We start from the raw sequence: 19,722 nt of genomic DNA, 5'->3' as shown, positions 1-19,722 counted from the left end.
TAATGATCCGTCCTGTGAGACGGGGAAGGAGGTCGGCATTTGGCGCACATTGTGCTCACTCAGGCTGACATCACCCGCGCGTTAACTCGAATCTCCCACGAGATCCTGGAGTCCAATCGGGGCCCGGAGAATCTCATCATCCTCGGTATCCCCACCCGTGGCGTCATTCTCGCCCGCCGCATCGCCGAGACCATCCAGCGAATCGAACCCGCAGCATCACTCGTGCGGGTCGGATCGCTCGACGTCACGCTCTATCGCGACGATCTCGCCCACGGCCGTACCCGCACGCCGTCGCGCACCGAAGTGCCCGGCAGGATCAACGGTGCCACAGTCGTGCTCGTCGACGACGTGCTGTACTCGGGACGTACCATTCGCAGCGCCCTCGACGCGCTCGGGGACCACGGGCGTCCAACCATCGTGCGGCTTGCCGTTCTCGTCGATCGGGGACACCGTGAGTTGCCCATTCGCGCCGACTTCGTCGGCCGCAACCTGCCGACGGCTACCGACGAGCGCATCAACGTGCACCTCGAGGAGATCGACGGCGACGAGTTCGTCTCGATCGACGGCGGGACCAACCGATGAGACATCTTCTGTCCACCAAGGACCTCACCCGTGACGAGGCCATCAATCTGCTCGACATTGCCGAAGACATGGCGGATGTCGCCAAGCGTGAGGTCAAGAAGCTCCCGACCCTGCGCGGCAAGACCGTCGTCAACCTGTTCTTCGAGGATTCCACCCGCACCCGCATCTCCTTCGAGGCCGCCGCCAAGCGGCTGAGCGCCGACGTGATCAACTTCAGCGCCAAGGGCTCAAGCGTGTCGAAGGGCGAAAGCCTGAAGGATACGGCGCAGACCCTGGCCGCGATCGGCGCCGACGGTGTCGTCATCCGCCACCCGGCCTCCGGTGCCCCGGCCGTGCTCGCCGCAAGCGGGTGGATCGATGCGGGCATCATCAACGCCGGTGACGGCACCCACGAGCATCCCACCCAGGCCCTACTCGACGCCTTCACCATCCGCCGCCGCACCCACGGGCAGGCATCCCGCGGTCGGGGCCTCGACGGAGTCACCGTCACCATCGTCGGCGACGTGCTCCACTCCCGCGTCGCCCGGTCGAACCTCTGGCTGCTGACCACTCTCGGTGCGGAGGTCACGTTCGTCGCCCCGCCCACGCTGTTGCCGAGCGACACCACCCTCTGGCCGGCCCGATTCAGCTTTGACCTCGATGAGGCGATCGATGCCAGCCCCGACGTGGTCATGATGCTGCGCGTCCAGACCGAACGGATGAGCGCGGCCTTCTTTCCGAGCAGCCGCGAGTATTCCCGGGTCTGGGGCCTCGACGACGCGCGATTTGGCCGACTCGGTCCGGCTAGCATTGTCATGCACCCCGGCCCGATGAATCGTGGCCTGGAGATCTCGTCGGCGGCGGCCGACTCCGCTAATTCGACCGTGCTTGAACAGGTCACGAACGGCGTCTCCGTGCGAATGGCCGCACTCTACCTGCTCTTGTCCGGTGACCGGAAGGAATCGAAGAATGTCGATTGACGCGATGCACGGAACTGCGCACAACTGGCTGATTCGCGGGGCGACCCTACCGAACGGCACGGGCACCGACATCCGTCTCGACGGCCGGCGGATCGCCGAACTCGGGACCGGCCTGTCGCCGAACGGCGCGAACGTGATCGACGCCGACGGCCTCATTGCGCTGCCCGGCCTGGTCGACCTGCACGCCCACCTGCGCGAACCGGGCTACGAACACAGTGAGACCGTGCTCAGCGGCAGCCGCGCCGCAGCCCGAGGGGGCTTCACGAGCGTGTTCGCCATGGCGAACACCCTGCCGACGCAGGACACCGCCGGGGTGGTCGAGCAGGTGCTCGCGCTCGGAGAAAGTGCCGGCTACGTCGACGTGCAGCCGATCGGCGCCGTCACCGCGGGCCTCGCGGGCCAGCAACTCGCCGAACTCGGCGCGATGGCCTCGAGTCGAGCCCGCGTTCGGGTGTTCTCCGACGACGGCTTCTGCGTCTCCGACCCCCTTCTCATGCGCCGCGCCCTCGAATATGTGAAGGCCTTCGACGGCGTCATCGCGCAGCATTCGCAGGAACCGCGCCTCACCGAAAAAGCCCAGATGAACGAGGGCGCCCTCTCCGGCGAACTGGGCCTCGTCGGCTGGCCCGCCGTCGCCGAAGAGTCGATTATCGCCCGGGACGTTCTACTGGCCGAACACGTCGGATCGCGCCTGCACGTCTGCCACGTTTCGACGGCCGGCTCCGTCGACGTGATCCGTTGGGCGAAGGCTCGCGGCATCAACGTGACCGCCGAGGTCACGCCGCACCACCTGCTGCTCACCGAAGACCTCGTTCGCGGCTACGACGCCCGTTTCAAGGTGAACCCGCCGCTGCGAGCCCGGGAAGACGTCGAAGCCCTGCGCGCCGGACTCGCCGACGGCACGATCGACATCGTCGCGACCGACCACGCCCCGCATCCAGCCGAAAGCAAGGACTGCGAGTGGGACGCCGCCGCGAACGGCATGATCGGGCTGGAATCCGCGCTGTCGGTCGTGCACGCCGCGGTCGTGGCGACCGGGTTGCTCGACTGGGCCGACATCGAACGCGTTCTCTCCCGCACGCCGGCCCGCATCGGGCGCGTGACCGGCCAGGGCAATCCGATCGCGGTCGGGTCACCGGCCGAACTGACACTGTATGACCCTCAAGCGACCCGCGTTTTCGGGCGCGCCGACCTGGCCGGAACGAGCATGAACTCGCCCTACCTGTCGATGACCCTGCCGGGCGAAGTGCGGGCAACCTTCCACCGCGGCTATGCCACCGTGCTCGATGGTGTTGTGCGCAGCAGCCTCGAAATAGCCGAGAACGCGAGCGGAGTGCTCACTCATGGATAGGACCATTCCGGCCGTCATTACCGCGCTCGTCTTGCTCGGCGTTCTGATTTTGATGTGGCGCAGCTGGCGAAAGCGCAGCCGACGGGATGCGACACTCTCCGCCGGCTACCCCCTGCCGGAGTCCGCCGGGGTCACCCTGGCCGGCGCCGAAGCCTATTACGTGGCGACGACTCCGCGCGACGCGCCGCTTGAACGGCTCGCCATTGCCGGCCTCGGCTTTCGCGCCCGCGCCGCCCTAATGGTGACGGAGGCCGGAATCATTCTCGACCTCGACGGCAATGAGCCGGTTTTCGTTCCGGCCGGCGCCATCGATGCGGTCGGTGCCGCCCGGGTCGCCATCGACCGGGCCGTCGAAACCGACGGTCTCCTGCGCCTGTCCTGGCGGCTGGCCACCGGCACCCCCGACCGTCGCGCTGTCGACAGCTTCTTTCGCATCATCGATCCCAATGATCGGGCTCGCCTCGTCGACTCGATCCGCACCATTGCCGTAACGGCCGCCGCCCCGGCCCATCAAGACGAAAGTGAGGCCTGACGTGCCCGATTCGACCGCACCAGACCAGACAGAACCCGACCAGGCGGCATCAGCTGACGTCGTTGCAAGCGAGGTCGGCGCATCCGCTGGCCTGACGTCCTCCTCCGTGGCGGACAAGCCCGGCCCGGCCGTGCTCGTGCTTGAAGACGGCCGCCGTTTCGTCGGCCGCAGGTATGGCAGCGAGGGTCAGGCTCTGGGCGAGATCGTCTTCGCCACGGGCATGACCGGCTACCAGGAAACCCTGACCGATCCGTCCTACGCCGGCCAGATCGTGCTGATGACCGCGCCGCACATCGGCAACACCGGCATGAACGATGAGGACATGGAGTCCAGGCAGATTTGGGTCGCCGGCTTCATCGTGCGCGAGCCGGCCCGGATCGCCTCCAACTTTCGCGCCACCCGAACCCTCGACGATGACCTCGAAGCACAGGGTGTTGTCGGCATCAGCGGCATCGACACCCGCGCCATCACCCGCCACATCCGTTCTGCGGGCGCCATGAAGAGCGGCATCTTCTCGGGCGACCTGTTCGGCCTCTCTGACAGCGAACAGCTCGAACGGGTGCTCGCCGGGGCTGCCATGCGCGGTCGCAACCTGTCGTTCGAGGTCTCGACCGTCGAACCCTTCTCGATTCCCGCGCAGGGTGAACGCATCGGCTCCGTCGCTGTGCTCGACCTCGGTGTGAAGAGCAGCACACTCACCTACCTCGCCGAACGCGGCTTCGAGGTGCTCGTGCTGCCGCAGTCGGTCACCGCAGAGCATGTTCTCTCGCTGAAGCCCTCTGCCCTGTTCTTCTCGAACGGACCGGGCGACCCGGCCGCGTCCGACGCGCACGTCACCCTGTTGCAGGAAGTGCTCCGGGCTGGCATTCCCTACTTCGGCATCTGCTTCGGCAACCAACTTCTCGGCCGCGCGCTGGGTTTTCGCACCTACAAACTGCCATTCGGACACCGCGGCATCAACCAGCCGGTGCTCGACAAGACCACCGGACGGGTCGAGATCACCTCGCAGAACCACGGCTTCGCGGTCGACATGCCCATTGAGGGCGTTCACGAGTCGCGCACCGGCTTCGGCCGGGTCGAGGTCAGCCACTACAGCCTCAACGACCAGGTGGTCGAAGGCATCCGCTGCCTCGATATCAACGCCTTCTCGGTGCAATACCACCCGGAAGCTGCCTCCGGCCCGCACGACGCCAACCACCTTTTCGATCGATTCAGAGACGTTGTTCTGGCTGCGCAGTCAGCCGTTGCAGGAGAAACCAAATAATGCCCAAGCGCGACGATATCAACAGTGTTCTTGTCATCGGCAGCGGCCCGATCGTCATCGGCCAGGCCTGCGAGTTCGACTATTCCGGCACGCAAGCCTGCCGCGTACTGCGCGAGGAAGGCGTGCGCGTCATCCTGGTCAACTCGAACCCGGCCACCATCATGACCGACCCCGACTTCGCCGATGCGACCTACATCGAACCGATCACGGCGGAGATCCTCGAGACCATCATCGCGAAGGAACGACCGGATGCGATTCTGCCGACGCTGGGTGGGCAGACCGCCCTCAACGCGGCGATCCAACTGCACGAGCGCGGAATTCTTCAAAAGTATGACGTCGAGCTGATCGGCGCGAGCTTCGACGCCATCAACAAGGGCGAAGATCGCATGATCTTCAAGCAGCTCGTACTGGATGCCGGCGCCGGTGTGGCCCGCTCATTCATCGCGCGCACCGTCGAGGAAGCCGTCGGCTACGCCGCCGACCTCGGCTACCCGCTGGTCGTTCGCCCCTCCTTCACCATGGGCGGGCTCGGCTCCGGCTTCGCCTACACCGAGGTGGAATTGCGCCGCATCGTCACCGACGGCCTGCATCACAGCCCGACCACCGAGGTACTGCTCGAGGAATCGATTCTCGGCTGGAAAGAGTACGAACTCGAGATGATGCGCGACACGGCCGACAATACCGTCGTCGTCTGCTCCATCGAGAACGTCGACCCGGTCGGAGTGCATACCGGCGACTCGATCACCGTCGCCCCGGCCCTCACCCTGACCGACCGTGAATTCCAGCACCTGCGGGACATCTCGATCGACATCATCCGCGCCGTCGGCGTCGACACCGGCGGTTGCAACATCCAGTTCGCGATCAACCCGGCCGACGGCCGCGTCATCGTGATCGAGATGAACCCACGGGTATCGCGTTCTTCCGCCCTGGCCAGCAAGGCGACCGGCTTTCCGATCGCCAAGATCGCCGCCAAGCTCGCCATCGGCTACCGTCTCGACGAGATCCCCAATGACATCACCGGTGTCACCCCGGCGAGCTTCGAGCCGACCCTCGACTACGTCGTGGTCAAGGTGCCACGCTTCGCGTTCGAGAAGTTCCCGGCCGCCGACCAGCGCCTGACCACCACTATGAAGTCCGTCGGTGAAGCCATGGCCATCGGTCGCAGTTTTGCATCCGCTCTGCAGAAGGCGCTGCGATCGCTCGAGAAGCGCGGCTCGAGCTTTCACTGGGGCACGGAGACCCGCACGGTCGACGAACTGCTCGCCGTCGCCGAGATTCCCACCGACGGCCGCATCGTCACCGTGCAGCAGGCCCTTCGCCGCGGCGCGACCATCGAGCAAGTTTTCGCCGCCACCAAGATCGATCCGTGGTTCCTCGACCAGATCGTGCTGATCAACGAGATCGCCGAGCAGGTCAAGGCCGCCGACCGACTCGACCGCGACGTCATGATCCTCGCCAAGGACCACGGCTTCTCCGACGCGCAAATCGGCGAATTGCGCGGCTTCGGCGAAGCGGATGTGCGCACCGTGCGCCACATTCTCGGCGTGCGCCCGGTCTTCAAGACCGTCGACACCTGCGCGGGGGAGTTCCCGGCGCTCACCCCGTACCACTACTCCAGCTATGACGACGAGACCGAGGTCGTCGCGAGCGACCGCCGTAAGGTTGTCATCCTCGGTTCCGGACCGAACCGCATCGGGCAGGGCGTCGAATTCGACTACTCCTGCGTGCACGCCTCCTTCGCGCTGTCCGAGGCCGGCTACGAAACCATCATGATCAACTGCAACCCGGAGACGGTGTCCACCGACTACGACACGAGCGATCGGCTCTACTTCGAGCCGCTCACCCTCGAAGACGTGCTCGAGGTCATCCACGCCGAAAGCCAGAGCGGTGAACTCATCGGTGTGGTCGTGCAGCTCGGCGGGCAGACCGCCCTGAGCCTCGCCCGCGGCCTCGAAGCGGCCGGTATCCCCATTCTCGGTACCACCCCCGACGCGATCGACCTGGCCGAGGAGCGCGGCCTGTTCTCCAAGATCCTCGATGACGCCGGCCTGCTGGCCCCGCGCAACGGAACGGCGATCGACTTCGCCGGCGCTGTCGTCGTGGCGGAAGAAATCGGCTACCCGGTGCTCGTGCGCCCGAGCTACGTGCTCGGCGGCCGCGGCATGGAGATCGTCTACGACTCCCCGTCGCTCGCAGATTACTTCAAGCGGATGTCCGGGCAGGGGATCATCGGCGCTGGACATCCTCTTCTGGTGGACCGTTTTCTCGACGACGCGATCGAGATCGACGTCGACGCCATCTACGACGGCCACGAGCTCTACATCGGCGGCGTCATGGAGCACATCGAGGAGGCCGGCATCCACTCCGGCGACTCGAGCTGCACCCTGCCGCCGGTCACCCTCGGCCGCGCCGAAATCGACCGGGTGCGCGAAGCCACCCTCGGCATCGCCCGCGGCATCGGGGTCAAGGGCCTGCTCAACGTACAGTTCGCGATTGGCGCCGGCGTGCTCTACGTGCTCGAAGCCAACCCGCGTGCCTCCCGCACCGTGCCCTTCGTCGCGAAAGCACTCGGTATCACCCTGGCCAAGGCCGCCGCGCTCATCATGGTCGGTACGACCATCGCCGAGCTCAAGGCCGAGGGCAAGCTGCCGCTCATCGACGGCTCGCGGGTGCCGATTGAATCGCCGGTCGCCGTGAAGGAAGCCGTGCTGCCGTTCAACCGCTTCCGCACCCCCGAGGGCCTCGTCGTCGACTCCATCCTCGGCCCGGAGATGCGCTCCACCGGCGAGGTCATGGGCATCGACCGCGACTTCCCGCGGGCGTTCGCCAAGAGCCAGCTCGCCGCCTATGGCGGAATCCCGCTCTCCGGCACCGTGTTCGTGTCGGTCTCCGACCGTGACAAGCGGGCCATCATCCTGCCGATGCTGCGCCTGCAGCAGCTCGGTTACGAGATATACGCGACCATCGGTACCGCCGAAGTGTTGCAACGCAACGGCATCCGCGCCCGCGTTGTGACCAAATTCAGCGAAAAAGCGGGGGAGGACGACGTGTCCATCGTCGAACTCATCCGCCGCGAAGAGATCCAGATCGTCATCAACACTCCCGGCGGCAGCACCGCGAGGGCCGACGGGTACGAGATTCGGGCGGCCGCTGTCGCCGGCGATCTTCCGCTGTTCACGACCATCGCCGAGCTCAGCGCCGCTGTCGCGTCGATCGACTCGATTCGCGACGGGTTCGAGGTGACCTCGCTCCAGGAGTACGCCACCGCCCGTACGGCACTGCTGTGACGGGCCCTGCTGAGGCGATGACGGCCGGGTCGGCGGCGGTGGTCTCCTTCGGCGAACGTCTCGAGCGGGTGTTCGCCAGCCGCGGCCAGCTCTGCGTCGGCATCGATCCGCACTCCTGGCTGCTGCGCGAATGGAACCTGCCCGACACGGCCGCCGGCGCCGAATCGTTCGGCCGCGCCGTCGTCGCAGCGGCGGCGGGCCGGGTCGGCCTGGTCAAGCCGCAGGTCGCCTTCTACGAACGGTTCGGTTCCGCCGGGTTTGTGGCGCTGGAACGGGTGCTGGCCGACGCTCGAGCGGCCGGTCTGCTCGTGATCGGCGACGCCAAACGCGGCGACCTCGGCACGAGCGTCGAGGCCTACGCGCAGGCGTGGCTGTCACCGGGCTCCCCGCTCGAAGTGGATGCCCTCACGCTCGCCGCGTACATGGGTGTCGGTTCGCTTGACTCGCCGCTCACCCTCGCGGCCGCGAACGGCAAGGGCGTCTTCCTGCTCGCCGCGACCAGCAACCCCGAGGCTGCGCACATCCAGCAGGCGATCGTAGCGGACGGGCCGCAGGCCGGTTCGAGTGTCGCCCGCGCCGTTCTCGACGAGGTCGGCCAGCGGAATGCGCGCGCTGGTGCGGCATCCGCTCGCGTACCGACCGGTCTCGGGTCGATCGGAGTCGTACTCGGCGCCACACTTGACCTGGCCGCTTTCGGTATCGACGTGCAGCACGTTTCGGGCGAATTTCGAACACCGGTGCTCGCGCCGGGCTTCGGACATCAGGGTGGGAATATTATGGATCTGATCTCTATATATGGTGGATACGCCGGAGGGGTTATCGTGAGTGAATCGCGCAGTGTGCTCTCGGCCGGACCCCACCGGATCGAAGAAGCCATTGAGCGCCGAGTAGCCGAAGTAGGTGCCGTTCGTGGTTGAAAACCGTCCCACCCCGCCCGAAGTTGATCGGGTTGCCGCGTCGCGTGCCGCTGTCGCGGCCCGCCGAGCCCGCGCCAAGGTCAAGGCCGAAGTCGCCTCCGGCGAACGCACCGCGCTCGAGGTGCTCGCTGCGGCGATCACGGACCCGGTCGGGGTCGAGGGCCGGCTGCGGGTCACCGAACTGCTCGTGAGTATCCCGGCCATCGGCGTGACCAAGATGCAGCGCATCATCAACCGCCTTGAAATCTCGCCGTCCAAACGCCTCGGCGGTCTGGGCCGTCACCAGCGCGACCGCCTGCGCGACTTTCTCTCTGAGCGGCCGGTGCTGCGCCACGGGGTTGCCGACTCCAAACTCATTGTGCTCGCCGGCCCGACCGCGGTCGGCAAAGGAACCGTCGCGGGCTACATCCGAGAGAACTACCCCGACGTGCTGCTCTCGGTCTCGGCGACGACACGCGCTCCACGCCCGGGGGAGACCGAGGGGCTCAGCTACTACTTCGTCTCCGACGAACAATTCGACCGCATGATCGAAGACGGCGAACTTCTCGAGTGGGCCACGGTGCACAACGCCTACCGCTACGGCACCCCCCGCGCCCCCGTCGACGCGGCGATCGCCGCGGGGAACAGCGTGCTGCTCGAGATCGACCTGCAGGGTGCTCGGGCCGTGCGACGCGCCATGCCGGAAGCCCGCCTGGTGTTCCTGCTGCCGCCGAGCTGGGACGAACTGGTGCGCCGCCTGATCGGCCGCGGCACCGAAGACGCCGCCGAACAGGCTCGCCGGCTGGAGACCGCAAAGCTCGAATTGGCCGCCCAGGGAGAGTTCGATTACCAGGTGATCAACCACGATGTCGGCGACGCCGCCCGTGAGGTCGTAGACTTGATGGAGATCCGCGCTGCATCCAGCATGTCGTAGCGCTCGTTTCTGCTGAATTCGTGTGCGTCGCCGGACGCACATCCCCCGAAAACTCGCACGCCGCCTCAGGCCGTGCTCTATTAGGAGTGTGACACCAATGGCGAACAAGCCCACTGGCATCATTGACCCGCCCATCGACGACCTGCTGTCCAAGGTCGACTCGAAGTACGCTCTGGTGATCTTCGCGTCCAAGCGCGCACGCCAGATCAACGACTATTACGCCGACCTGCACGAAGGCAGCCTGTTCGACAATGTCGGGCCGCTCGTCGACTCGACCGTCGAAGACAAGCCGCTCTCGGTGGCCCTGCGCGAGATCAACGACGACAAGCTCGTTTCCCGCCCCATCGTTGAGGCCTAAGCTTCACGAGCCCTCAATAAATTCTCAAGCGCGCAGGATGAAGACACCTCGCACGATCGTCGTCGGTATCACCGGTGGCATCGCAGCGTACAAGGCTGTCAACATCGTGCGCGCTTTTGTGTTGAACGGCGACGCGGTGCACGTCGTCGCCACCGCTGCCGCCCTGCGCTTCGTCGGCAAGCCGACACTGGAAGCCATCTCCCGAAACCCGGTGCACACCGACCTTTATGAGGGCGTCGCCGAGGTACGCCACGTGGCCATCGGCCAGGGCGCCGATCTCATCGTCGTCGCCCCCGCGACGGCCAACAGTATCGCCAAACTCGCCGCCGGCCTCGCCGACGACCTGCTCGGCAACACTATTTTGGCCAGCACGGCGCCGCTTGTGATCGCCCCGGCGATGCACACCGAAATGTGGAACAATCCGGCGACCGTGGCGAACGTCGCGGTCCTGCGGTCGCGCGGCATCACCATTGTCGGCCCCGGCGTGGGCCGGCTCACCGGCACCGACTCCGGCGCCGGCCGCATGGAAGAGCCGGAGACCATCGTGGCGGTGGCCCTGGCCGTGCTGGACCGGGTTTCGACGACGGGTGCGGATCAGGCATCCGCTGTGCAGGATCTGGCCGGTCGCCGCGTACTGATCAGCGCCGGCGGTACCCGGGAACCGCTTGACCCGGTGCGCTTTCTCGGTAACCGCTCGAGCGGCAAACAGGGCGTCTACCTCGCCCAGGCGGCCCTGGCCCGCGGCGCACGGGTCACCCTCGTTGCCGCCAACCTCGAGGTCGCCGTTCCGACCAGTGTCACGACGGTGCTGGTCAGCAGCGCCCTGCAGATGCACGAGGCCATGACGCTCGCCGCGCAATCGGCGGAGGTCATCATCATGGCCGCTGCCGTCGCCGACTACCGGCCCAAGACGGTGCAGCTCGGCAAGATCAAGAAGGAAGACGTGGGGGACACCCTCACCCTCGAACTGGTCAAAAACCCCGACATTCTGGCCGGGCTCTCGGCTGCGCGCCGGCCGGGCCAGCTGATCATCGGCTTCGCCGCCGAAACCGAAACGGATGCCGACCGGCTGCTCGCGCTCGGCCGCGAGAAGATCACCCGTAAGGGCTGCGACTATCTGGTCGTGAACCGGGTCAGTCAGCACGAGGGGTTCGGTACGGAACGTAACACCGTGACGGTGCTCGATCACCACGGAGTTATAGTGAATGAGGTCTCCGGCAGCAAAATGTCGGTGGCCAATTGCATACTTGACCTGATCGACTAGCCGCCGCAACGACGGGTAGGTCGGGTCGCCCAGACACGTCCGACTCGTGGGTTTTGCTGCACAACGACGTTTTCACGGCGTAACTTTCAACTTCTACGTTTTCATTCACCACTACGTTTTAATAAACAGAGACGGGCCAGATGAGCGATCTTCGCCTCTTCACCTCGGAATCAGTCACCGAGGGTCACCCCGATAAGATCTGCGACCAGATCTCCGACAGCATCCTCGACGCCCTTCTGACCGACGACCCGCACAGCCGGGTCGCCGTGGAAACCCTCGTCACGACCGGGCTCGTGCACGTGGCCGGTGAGGTCACCACCGAGGCCTACGTGGAGATTCCGTCGATCGTGCGCAAATGCATCACCGACATCGGCTACGACTCCTCTGACGTCTGGTTCGACGGCCGGTCCTGCGGCGTCGAGATTTCCATCGGCGGCCAGTCACCCGACATCGCCCAGGGCGTCGATAACGCCTTCGAGACCCGTGAGCAGTCCAGCCTCGACGACTTCGACCGGCAGGGTGCCGGCGACCAGGGGATCATGTTCGGCTACGCCACCCGGGAGACCCCCGAGCTCATGCCGATCCCCATCTGGATCGCGCACCGGCTGGCTGAACGCCTCGCCCTCGTGCGCAAGAGCGGCGAGCTCGACTACCTGCGCCCCGACGGCAAGACCCAGGTCACGATCGGCTACGACGGCATCATTCCACGCACCGTTGAAACCGTTGTGGTGTCGACCCAGCACGCTCCCTCCGTGTTGACCGAGCAGCTGCGAGTCGAGGTTGAAGAGCTCGTAATTCGCCCGGTGCTCGACACGATCGATCTCGACTCGTCTTCGCTCGCGACGTTGATCAACCCCACCGGCCGGTTCGAAATCGGCGGCCCGCAGGGCGACGCCGGCCTCACCGGACGCAAGATCATCATCGACACCTATGGCGGATCGAGCCGCCACGGCGGCGGTGCCTTCAGCGGCAAGGACCCGTCCAAGGTTGACCGTTCGGCCGCCTACGCCATGCGCTGGGTCGCTAAGAACGCCGTAGCGGCCGGCCTGGCCGAACGCCTCGAGGTGCAGGTCGCCTACGCGATCGGCAAGGCGTCGCCGGTTGGTCTGTACGTTGAGACCTTCGGTACCGGCCTGTTGCCCGACAAGGAGATCACCGCGGCGATCCGCGCCGTGTTCGATCTGCGTCCGGCAGCGATCATCCACTCGCTTGACCTGCTGCGACCCATCTACGCGCAGACGGCCACCTATGGCCACTTCGGGCGCGAACTGCCCGACTTCACCTGGGAGCGCCTCGACAAGGTCGACGACCTGCGCAGCGCCGCCGGCCTCTGAAGCCGGCCCCGTCATGACGCACACCGGCCTCGTCGCACGGGTGCTGATTGATTCCCCGCTGCCGCAACTGGACCACCTGTTCTCCTACAGCGTGCCCGCCGAACTGGTCGAGCCGGTGTCCGCCGGCGTGCGTGTGAAGGTGCCGTTCCGTTCGGGTGGGCGCGTCGTCGACGCCTACGTGATCGAGGTTTTCGATCCACGCGCCGAGTCAGCTTCTGAAACGGATGCCGCCTACCGCGGCGCCCTCAGCCCGCTCGACTCGGTCGTATCCACGGCCGTCGTGCTGACTCCCGCCGTGTGGAAACTGGCGCGTCGGCTGGCGGATCGGGCCGCCGGGAACGCGAGTGACATCATCCGTCTCGCCGTGCCGCCGCGACAGGTGCGGGTAGAAAAAGCCTGGCTGGCCGCGCAGGGCGCGGCAGCTGCGTCGACCGCGCAGGCAGAGGCACTCGCGCCGGCGACCGTTTCGTCACCCAGCCGCCCGGTCATTGCGCCCGTCGAGGGCAGCAGTGTGCAGAAGGCACCCATCTCGCTGGCGACGCCCGCCTTCGTCGGGTACCCGACCGGCCGCCTCGACACCGCGATTGTGGAACACCACCGCGTGGCCGTCGCGGCGATCCCCGAACTCGTGCAGCTCGATGACGGCAGCACGATCGGCCGGTGGGCGCAGACGCTGGCCGAACTCGCCGTTGCTACGCTCGGTACCGGGCAGAGCGCCATTCTGTGCGTGCCCGACTTTCGGGACCAAGATCAGGTGCAAGCCGCTCTGGCCCAGCTCGCCCCGACGCTGCCGCTCAGCCGAGTCGACGCCCGCCAGCCCAATCCCGACCGCTACCGCGCCTTTCTGGCCTGCCTTGAACCGGCGCCGCGCATCATTCTCGGCAATCGGTCGGCCGTCTACGCCCCGGCGCACCGTCTCGGCCTCATCGCCGTCTGGGACGATGGCGACCCGCTCTACACCGAACCGCTCAGTCCCTACGTCAACACCCGGGACGCGGCCCTCGTGCGCCAGCAGCACTGCGACTGCGCCCTCGTGCTGCTGGGCCACTCGCGCAGCGTCGAAACCCAGCGCCTGGTCGAACTGAACTACCTGACCGAAGTGAACCCATCCGCCGACCGCCACCCGCGCATCATCCCCACCGACTTTCAGTCCGAACCGGACCAGCAGGCCCGGGCCGCCCGTATCCCCTCGGCCGCCTGGCAGGCGGCCCGTGAGGCGCTCGCTCACGGACCCGTGCTGGTGCAGGTCGCCAGCCCCGGCTACGCGCCGATGCTCGCCTGCCAGGGCTGCAAGAAGGCGGCCCGCTGCACGCACTGCCAGGGGCCCCTCGGGCTCAAATCGGCGTCGGCCGTGCCGTCCTGCCGCTGGTGCGGCGCCCTCGCCGCCGGCTGGAGCTGCGCGCACTGCGAGGGCACCAAACTGCGGGTGGTCACCCTCGGCACAGGGCGCACCGCCGAAGAACTCGGCCGGGCTTTTCCCGGTGCCCGCGTCATCGTCGCCGACGGTGAGCACACCATTCAGACCCTCGGTGCCGAGCCGGCCCTCGTCATCGCCACCCGCGGCGCCGAACCGGTTCCGACCGGCGGCTACCGTGCCATTCTCATTCTCGACGGTGAACGCATGCTCGCCCGCGAATCCCTCCGCGTCGGCGAGGATTGCCTGCGCTGGTGGGCGAACGTGGCCGCCCTCGCCGCACCCGGCGCTCCCGTGCTGCTCGCCGGGGTGGGCGGGGCCCTCGCTCGCGCTCTCAACGCCTGGCGCCCCGACGTCTTCGCCGCGAGCGAGCTCGCCGACCGCCGCCAGCTGCGTTTTCCGCCGGCCGTGCGGGTCGCCTCGGTCACCGGAACCGCCGCCGACGTCGACGCCGCCGTGACCGCCCTGGCCGAGGTCGCCGGCCTCGACGTACTCGGTCCGGTCGACACCGAGGCGCCCCTCGTGCGTGCGGTCGTGCGGTTCGGCTACGCCCGCGGCGATGAGGTCGCCCACGCACTCAAGGCGGCGGTCGTGCAGAACGCCACCCGCCGCCGTAAGCCGAAGTCGGGCTCGTTCCAGCCGGCACCTACACTTAAAGTTCGATTCGACGACCCGGAGCTGCTCTAAATGAAACTCGTCTTTGCCGGCACGCCCGAGGTCGCGCTGCCCAGTCTCCTGGCCCTGGCCGGCACCGATCACGAGATCGTCTCTGTGATCACCCGAGCGGATGCCCCGCTCGGCCGCAAACGCCTCCTCACCCCGTCGCCGGTCGCGCAAGCCGCGGCCGGGTATGGCTACCCGGTCCTGAAGACCAACCGGCTCGACGCCGCAGCCACCGACCAGATCAGCGCCCTGCAGCCCGACCTCGGTGTCATCGTCGCGTACGGCGGAATCGTGCGCGAGCCGCTGCTTTCGGTGCCCCGGCTCGGCTGGATCAACCTGCATTTCTCGGTGCTGCCACGCTGGCGTGGTGCCTCGCCGGTGCAGCGCGCTGTCATCGCCGGTGACGAGCTCATCGGCGCCGCCGTCTTCCAGCTCGTGCCCGAACTCGATGCCGGCGCTGTGTTCGGCAGCTTCACCCAACCCCTCGCAGCACATTCCACATCGGGAGTACTTCTCGATGAGCTCAGTCACAGTGGCGCAGAGTTGCTCGTGCGCGTCGTCGCCGAGCTCGCCGCGGGAACAGCCGTGGCCGTGCCGCAGACCGGCGAGGTGACCCTCGCCCCCAAGCTGGTGCGGGACGACGCGCGGATCGATTTCACGCAGCCGGCAGCATCCGTTTACAGCCGCATTCGCGGGGTGACGCCCGAGCCCGGCGCGTTCACCATCGTGAACGGCGCCGTCTTGAAACTGCTCGAGGTCGCTCCCAGCGTCAATGAACCCAACCTGCCTGCCGGAACCATTCTGCAGCGCGACAAAACAGTGCTCGTGGGCACGCACACCGAACCGCTGGTTCTGCTGCGCGTGCAACCGGCCGGAAAGACAGCAATGACAGCAAACGACTGGTGGCGCGGAGTGGGAGCAGAATCGGTGCTTGCCTCATGAGCGACGAACACACCCGCGCTGGAACAAATGCGACCCGCAGCGGCTCGACACCTTCGGGCCCTGCGCGTTCCCGGCAGGCCCCCGCCGATTTCGTGCAGCCGGCCCGCCGCATCGCCTACGAGGTGATCGCCGCCGTGCGGGAATCCGACGCCTACGCCAACCTGCTGCTGCCGACCCGCATCCAACGCGCCGCCCTCACTACAGCGGATGCCGCCCTCGCCACCGAGCTCACCTACGGCACCCTGCGCATGCAGGGCTTCTACGACCGCGTGATCGCCCTCGCCGCGAACCGGGCCGTCACCGCAATCGACCCCGCCATCCTCGACGTGCTGCGTCTGGGCGCCCACCAGCTGCTCGCCACCCGCGTGGCGACCCACGCCGCGGTCAACGAATCGGTCTCCCTGGCCAAACAGGTGGGCTCGCGCTCGGCGACCGGCTTCACCAACGGGGTCCTCCGCACCATCTCACGGTCGAGCGCCGAGGAATGGCGCGAGCGGGTGCTCGAGCGCGCGGTCAACGTCGACGACCGGCTCGCCGCCGAATACTCGCACCCCGCCTGGATCGTGCGGGCCTTCCGCCAGTCGCTGAAGGCCGAAGGCCACGAGAACGAGCTCGCCGACCTGCTCGCCGCCGACAATATGGCGGCCAAGGTCAACATGGTGGCGCTGCCGGGCCTGGCCACCGACGCAGACCGGGAACGGCTGGGCCTGGCCGATGAATTCTCGCCGGTCGGATTCGTGCTCGACTCGGGTGACCCGTACCACCTCGTGACAGCGACGGACGGGCGCGTTCGGGTGCAGGACGAAGGCTCCCAGATCGCCGCCCTGGCTCTCAGCCGGGCCCGGCCAATCGTAGCGGGAGAGCGCTGGCTCGACCTCTGCGCCGGTCCGGGGGGCAAGGCCGCCCTGCTCGCCGCGGAAGCACGCGCCGGGGGAGCCGAACTCGTGGCCAATGAGCTCGTTCCTGCCCGCGCCACCCTCGTGCGTACCGCCCTCGCTGCCCTTCCCGAATCTGTCCCGGTGTGGGAGGTCGACGGCACGACCATCGGCCAGACGCATCCCGGCGAATTCGACCGCATCCTGCTCGACGCGCCCTGCACCGGTCTCGGCGCCCTGCGCCGCCGGCCGGAGGCCCGGTGGCGTAAGCAGCCGAAAGACGTTGCCGACCTCGCCGGACTGCAGTCCGGCCTGATCGACGCGGCTCTCGACGCGCTCAAGCCCGGCGGTATCCTCGCCTACGTCACGTGCTCGCCGCACACCGCCGAGACCCGGGCGATCGTGGCCCTCGCCGTGCGTAAGGCCGGCGGCGCGGTGACCGCGCTCGACACCGCCGCCGTCGTGCAGTCCTTCAGCGCGGCGAACCTTGACCTGCCCGCCGACAGCGGCAGTGTGCAGCTCTGGCCGCACCGCCACGGTACCGACGCCATGTTCATCACGCTGCTGCAGCGCGCCCTGTAGCCAGGCGCCCTCGCCGCGCGCCTCCCCGGTGCCTGCGCCCTTCGCGCCAGCGAGCGGATGCGCGCGCCCAAGATGGGTAGCCGCTACGCCCATTACCGTAGCGCCTACCCAGAGCGGGCGCGGTCCCGGGCTCGCGGAATGAGCCTGTCGCAGACCAGCGCGGCCAAGACCCCCACGGCATAGGCGAGAAGATCCACCGGCGCAAACGTCGTGCCGAGAACGAGCCTGGCCGGCGGAAAGGCATCGGCCAGGGCAGCCGGCGCCGGGGAGAGTTGGGCTGCCTCGACCGCCGCGCAGGCCAGAAAGGCAACCGCTGCGCTGCCCATCTGTCGAAGGCGTGGAGCGATGAATGACACGACCAGGTAGGCCAACACCGCGTACAGGGCGTCGGCAGCGAAATCGCCGACCGGTCCGGCAGTGGTGAAATGAACCATCAATCCAGCCCCGATGTTGACAGCCGCAAAAACACAAAGGTTCCGTCGGCTCCGCGACCCAGGTCTGATCCGGTGCGAATCCGGGGCGTGCGATCGTTGCATCCCTTGAGGATAGGTGACCCCCCCCAAGTGGCACGCAACCACGCACGAGCTGCGGCTCGATAGGCTGAATGGATGGCCACCCGCATCAACCCCAGCATCCTCGCCGCCGATTTCGCCAACTTTGAGAGCGAGCTCTCCCGCATCCGCTCGGCCGATCTGGTGCACGTCGACATTATGGACAACCATTTCGTGCCGAACCTCACCTTCGGGCTCGGCATGGTCGAACGCCTGCAGCAGGTGTCGTCGCTGCCGCTCGACATCCACCTGATGATCGACGACCCCGCGCGGTGGGCACCCGGCTACGCCGAGGCCGGCGCCTTCTCGGTCACCTTTCACGCCGAGGCCACGACCGAACCGGTCGCGGTGGCCCGTCGCTTGCGTCAGATCGGCGCTCGCGCCGGCATTGCGCTGAAGCCAGGCACCGACATCACGCCCTATCTCGAGCTGCTCCCCGAATTCGACCAGGTGCTCGTCATGACCGTCGAACCGGGTTTCGGCGGCCAGAGCTTCATGGAATCGACCATGCCGAAACTCGCGCGCTTGCGCACCGCGGTTGACCAGGGCGGCCTCGACCTGTGGCTGCAGGTCGACGGCGGAATCACCGCGCAGACCATCGAGATCGCTGCTGCCGCCGGCGCCGACACCTTCGTGGCCGGGTCCAGCGTGTTCGGAGCCGAGAATCCGGCCGCCCAGATCGCTCTGCTGCGCGAGCGTGCGGGCAGCCACCGTCACGGGGCGGGTAACCTAGAGTAGTGAAAACATTCGATGACCTTTTCGTAGAACTGAGCGACAAGGCCCGCACCCGCCCAGAAGGCTCCGGCACCGTTCGTGAACTCGACGCCGGCGTGCACGCCATCGGCAAGAAAATTGTTGAGGAAGCCGCCGAAGTGTGGATGGCCGCCGAGTTTCAGAGCGACGACGAAACGTCCGCTGAAATCTCCCAATTGCTGTACCACCTACAGGTCATGATGATCGCCAAAGGTCTCTCTCCGGCCGACATCTACCGACATCTGTGACCGGCGCCAGCCCCCCATGCTGGCCCGTATCCGTCACTAGTCGTGTGCAAGAGAACCGAGAGAGTACCCCATGCTGAGAATTGCCGTGCCCAACAAGGGTTCGTTGTCTGAAACCGCCGCGCAGATGCTCGCCGAGGCCGGTTACACCGGCCGCCGCGACCCGCGCGACCTCGTCACCGCCGACCCGCGAAACGGGGTCGAATTCTTCTACCTGCGCCCCCGCGACATCGCCACCTACGTCGGATCCGGCGCCCTCGACGTCGGTATCACCGGCCGCGACCTGCTGCTCGACTCGCACTCCACGGCGATCGAGATCGCCAGCCTCGACTTCGGCGACTCCACCTTTCGTTTCGCCGGGCCGGCCGGCCGTTTTACCCAGCTGAAAGACCTCCACGGCCTGCGCGTCGCCACGAGCTATCCCGGCCTGGTCGAACGCTTCCTCGCCACCCACTCGGTGACCGTCGACCTCGTCGAACTCGACGGCGCGGTCGAATCCGCCGTTCAGCTCGGCGTAGCGGATGCCGTCGCCGACGTCGTCTCCACCGGAACCACCCTGCGCAAGGCCGGCCTCGAAATCTTCGGACCGGTCATCCTCGAATCCACCGCCGTGCTGATCAGCTCCACCAACGACAAGGCCGGAATCGACACCCTGCTGCGCCGGTTGCAGGGTGTGCTCGTGGCGCGCCAATACGTGCTGCTCGACTACGACATCCCGGTGGCTCTGCTCGACGCCGCTGCGGCGCTTGCCCCCGGCATCGAATCGCCGACCGTCTCCTCGCTGCACGACCCGGAATGGGCCGCCGTTCGGGTCATGATCGCCCGGCTCGACATGAACAACGTGATGGACGCCCTCTACGCCCTCGGCGCCAGGGCCATCCTGGTCACGACCATTCACAACGCCCGCCTCTAAGAACCAGCGGAGGAGAACCAGCG

At 67.1% G+C, this 19,722-nt stretch carries 18 protein-coding genes; 17 read left to right on the top strand and 1 reads right to left on the bottom strand.

From position 1 onward, the window contains the following. The first annotated feature begins 39 nt into the window (after nt 1-39). The 14 genes from pyrR (at nt 40) to E3O25_RS01620 (ending at nt 17,237) form a co-directional block, all read left to right on the top strand. Nucleotides 40-582, top strand: a complete 543-nt coding sequence (gene pyrR, locus E3O25_RS01685; RefSeq protein WP_092107758.1) for a bifunctional pyr operon transcriptional regulator/uracil phosphoribosyltransferase PyrR — start codon at nt 40-42, stop codon at nt 580-582. Beyond that, nucleotides 579-1,541 (top strand): aspartate carbamoyltransferase catalytic subunit, encoded by a 963-nt coding sequence (locus tag E3O25_RS01680; RefSeq protein ID WP_134360288.1) that lies wholly within the window; start codon nt 579-581, stop codon nt 1,539-1,541. Before pyrR ends, E3O25_RS01680 begins: the two co-directional genes overlap by 4 nt. Continuing rightward, the gene (locus E3O25_RS01675) at nt 1,531-2,892 is read left to right on the top strand and encodes a dihydroorotase (RefSeq protein ID WP_241988465.1); all 1,362 of its coding nucleotides are present in this window, start codon (nt 1,531-1,533) and stop codon (nt 2,890-2,892) included. Before E3O25_RS01680 ends, E3O25_RS01675 begins: the two co-directional genes overlap by 11 nt. Then, complete coding sequence (locus E3O25_RS01670; RefSeq protein WP_174721692.1) at nt 2,885-3,424, top strand: hypothetical protein; 540 nt, start codon at nt 2,885-2,887, stop codon at nt 3,422-3,424. Before E3O25_RS01675 ends, E3O25_RS01670 begins: the two co-directional genes overlap by 8 nt. A 130-nt stretch (nt 3,425-3,554) precedes the next feature. Then, nucleotides 3,555-4,688, top strand: a complete 1,134-nt coding sequence (gene carA, locus E3O25_RS01665; RefSeq protein ID WP_092108149.1) for a glutamine-hydrolyzing carbamoyl-phosphate synthase small subunit — start codon at nt 3,555-3,557, stop codon at nt 4,686-4,688. Beyond that, the gene (gene carB, locus E3O25_RS01660) at nt 4,688-7,975 is read left to right on the top strand and encodes a carbamoyl-phosphate synthase large subunit (RefSeq protein ID WP_134360287.1); all 3,288 of its coding nucleotides are present in this window, start codon (nt 4,688-4,690) and stop codon (nt 7,973-7,975) included. Before carA ends, carB begins: the two co-directional genes overlap by 1 nt. A gap of 17 nt (nt 7,976-7,992) precedes the next feature. After that, the gene (gene pyrF / locus E3O25_RS01655; RefSeq protein WP_092108151.1) at nt 7,993-8,892 is read left to right on the top strand and encodes an orotidine-5'-phosphate decarboxylase; all 900 of its coding nucleotides are present in this window, start codon (nt 7,993-7,995) and stop codon (nt 8,890-8,892) included. Continuing rightward, nucleotides 8,885-9,805 carry a guanylate kinase gene (gmk, locus tag E3O25_RS01650; protein ID WP_092108153.1) on the top strand — a complete coding sequence of 307 codons (921 nt, stop codon included), beginning with the start codon at nt 8,885-8,887 and terminating at the stop codon, nt 9,803-9,805. Before pyrF ends, gmk begins: the two co-directional genes overlap by 8 nt. A gap of 97 nt (nt 9,806-9,902) precedes the next feature. After that, nucleotides 9,903-10,163, top strand: coding sequence for a DNA-directed RNA polymerase subunit omega (gene rpoZ, locus E3O25_RS01645; protein ID WP_092107764.1), 261 nt, complete (start codon nt 9,903-9,905; stop codon nt 10,161-10,163). A 37-nt stretch (nt 10,164-10,200) separates the two neighbouring features. Continuing rightward, the gene (gene coaBC / locus E3O25_RS01640) at nt 10,201-11,427 is read left to right on the top strand and encodes a bifunctional phosphopantothenoylcysteine decarboxylase/phosphopantothenate--cysteine ligase CoaBC (protein ID WP_092107766.1); all 1,227 of its coding nucleotides are present in this window, start codon (nt 10,201-10,203) and stop codon (nt 11,425-11,427) included. Between the two features lie 140 nt (nt 11,428-11,567). Next, nucleotides 11,568-12,761, top strand: a complete 1,194-nt coding sequence (metK, locus tag E3O25_RS01635; RefSeq protein WP_092107768.1) for a methionine adenosyltransferase — start codon at nt 11,568-11,570, stop codon at nt 12,759-12,761. A gap of 13 nt (nt 12,762-12,774) precedes the next feature. Continuing rightward, nucleotides 12,775-14,862 carry a primosomal protein N' gene (locus E3O25_RS01630; protein WP_134360286.1) on the top strand — a complete coding sequence of 696 codons (2,088 nt, stop codon included), beginning with the start codon at nt 12,775-12,777 and terminating at the stop codon, nt 14,860-14,862. Beyond that, complete coding sequence (fmt, locus tag E3O25_RS01625; RefSeq protein ID WP_134360285.1) at nt 14,863-15,780, top strand: methionyl-tRNA formyltransferase; 918 nt, start codon at nt 14,863-14,865, stop codon at nt 15,778-15,780. It begins immediately after the preceding gene. After that, the gene (locus tag E3O25_RS01620) at nt 15,777-17,237 is read left to right on the top strand and encodes an RsmB/NOP family class I SAM-dependent RNA methyltransferase (RefSeq protein ID WP_092107774.1); all 1,461 of its coding nucleotides are present in this window, start codon (nt 15,777-15,779) and stop codon (nt 17,235-17,237) included. The genes fmt and E3O25_RS01620 overlap by 4 nt, the downstream gene beginning before the upstream one ends. A 104-nt stretch (nt 17,238-17,341) precedes the next feature. Here the strand turns inward: E3O25_RS01620 and E3O25_RS16845 are convergent, their stop codons facing one another. Then, entirely contained in the window at nt 17,342-17,671 is a 330-nt protein-coding gene (locus E3O25_RS16845) for a DUF2809 domain-containing protein (protein ID WP_166787696.1), read from the bottom strand. 174 nt (nt 17,672-17,845) lie between these two features. Here E3O25_RS16845 and rpe point away from each other — a divergent pair, with 174 nt between their 5' ends. The 3 genes from rpe (at nt 17,846) to hisG (ending at nt 19,699) form a co-directional block, all read left to right on the top strand. Then, nucleotides 17,846-18,526 carry a ribulose-phosphate 3-epimerase gene (gene rpe / locus E3O25_RS01610; protein WP_092107776.1) on the top strand — a complete coding sequence of 227 codons (681 nt, stop codon included), beginning with the start codon at nt 17,846-17,848 and terminating at the stop codon, nt 18,524-18,526. After that, a complete protein-coding gene (locus tag E3O25_RS01605; protein ID WP_092107778.1) occupies nt 18,526-18,789 on the top strand; it encodes a phosphoribosyl-ATP diphosphatase in 264 nt (87 codons plus the stop codon). The genes rpe and E3O25_RS01605 overlap by 1 nt, the downstream gene beginning before the upstream one ends. Before the next feature lie 70 nt (nt 18,790-18,859). Next, nucleotides 18,860-19,699, top strand: coding sequence for an ATP phosphoribosyltransferase (hisG, locus tag E3O25_RS01600; RefSeq protein WP_134360283.1), 840 nt, complete (start codon nt 18,860-18,862; stop codon nt 19,697-19,699). Nucleotides 19,700-19,722: the final 23 nt, after the last annotated feature.

The sequence above is a fragment of the Cryobacterium sp. TMT1-3 genome (genome assembly GCF_004402315.1).
Taxonomy (GTDB): Bacteria; Actinomycetota; Actinomycetes; order Actinomycetales; family Microbacteriaceae; genus Cryobacterium; species Cryobacterium luteum.
Note: the sequence above shows the minus strand (reverse complement) of the source record. Positions and strands in the feature narration are given on the sequence as shown.

What these genes read in the sequence shown, in the direction of transcription:
- coaBC (WP_092107766.1), top strand. Translation starts at nt 10,201, where the DNA reads ATGAAGACACCTCGCACGATCGTCGTCGGTATCACCGGTGGCATCGCA.
- E3O25_RS01620 (WP_092107774.1), top strand. Translation starts at nt 15,777, where the DNA reads ATGAGCGACGAACACACCCGCGCTGGAACAAATGCGACCCGCAGCGGC.
- E3O25_RS01680 (WP_134360288.1), top strand. Translation starts at nt 579, where the DNA reads ATGAGACATCTTCTGTCCACCAAGGACCTCACCCGTGACGAGGCCATC.
- rpoZ (WP_092107764.1), top strand. Translation starts at nt 9,903, where the DNA reads ATGGCGAACAAGCCCACTGGCATCATTGACCCGCCCATCGACGACCTG.
- E3O25_RS01675 (WP_241988465.1), top strand. Translation starts at nt 1,531, where the DNA reads ATGTCGATTGACGCGATGCACGGAACTGCGCACAACTGGCTGATTCGC.
- metK (WP_092107768.1), top strand. Translation starts at nt 11,568, where the DNA reads ATGAGCGATCTTCGCCTCTTCACCTCGGAATCAGTCACCGAGGGTCAC.
- E3O25_RS16845 (WP_166787696.1), bottom strand. Translation starts at nt 17,671, where the DNA reads ATGGTTCATTTCACCACTGCCGGACCGGTCGGCGATTTCGCTGCCGAC.
- pyrF (WP_092108151.1), top strand. Translation starts at nt 7,993, where the DNA reads ATGACGGCCGGGTCGGCGGCGGTGGTCTCCTTCGGCGAACGTCTCGAG.
- E3O25_RS01670 (WP_174721692.1), top strand. Translation starts at nt 2,885, where the DNA reads ATGGATAGGACCATTCCGGCCGTCATTACCGCGCTCGTCTTGCTCGGC.
- E3O25_RS01630 (WP_134360286.1), top strand. Translation starts at nt 12,775, where the DNA reads ATGACGCACACCGGCCTCGTCGCACGGGTGCTGATTGATTCCCCGCTG.
- fmt (WP_134360285.1), top strand. Translation starts at nt 14,863, where the DNA reads ATGAAACTCGTCTTTGCCGGCACGCCCGAGGTCGCGCTGCCCAGTCTC.
- rpe (WP_092107776.1), top strand. Translation starts at nt 17,846, where the DNA reads ATGGCCACCCGCATCAACCCCAGCATCCTCGCCGCCGATTTCGCCAAC.
- hisG (WP_134360283.1), top strand. Translation starts at nt 18,860, where the DNA reads ATGCTGAGAATTGCCGTGCCCAACAAGGGTTCGTTGTCTGAAACCGCC.
- carB (WP_134360287.1), top strand. Translation starts at nt 4,688, where the DNA reads ATGCCCAAGCGCGACGATATCAACAGTGTTCTTGTCATCGGCAGCGGC.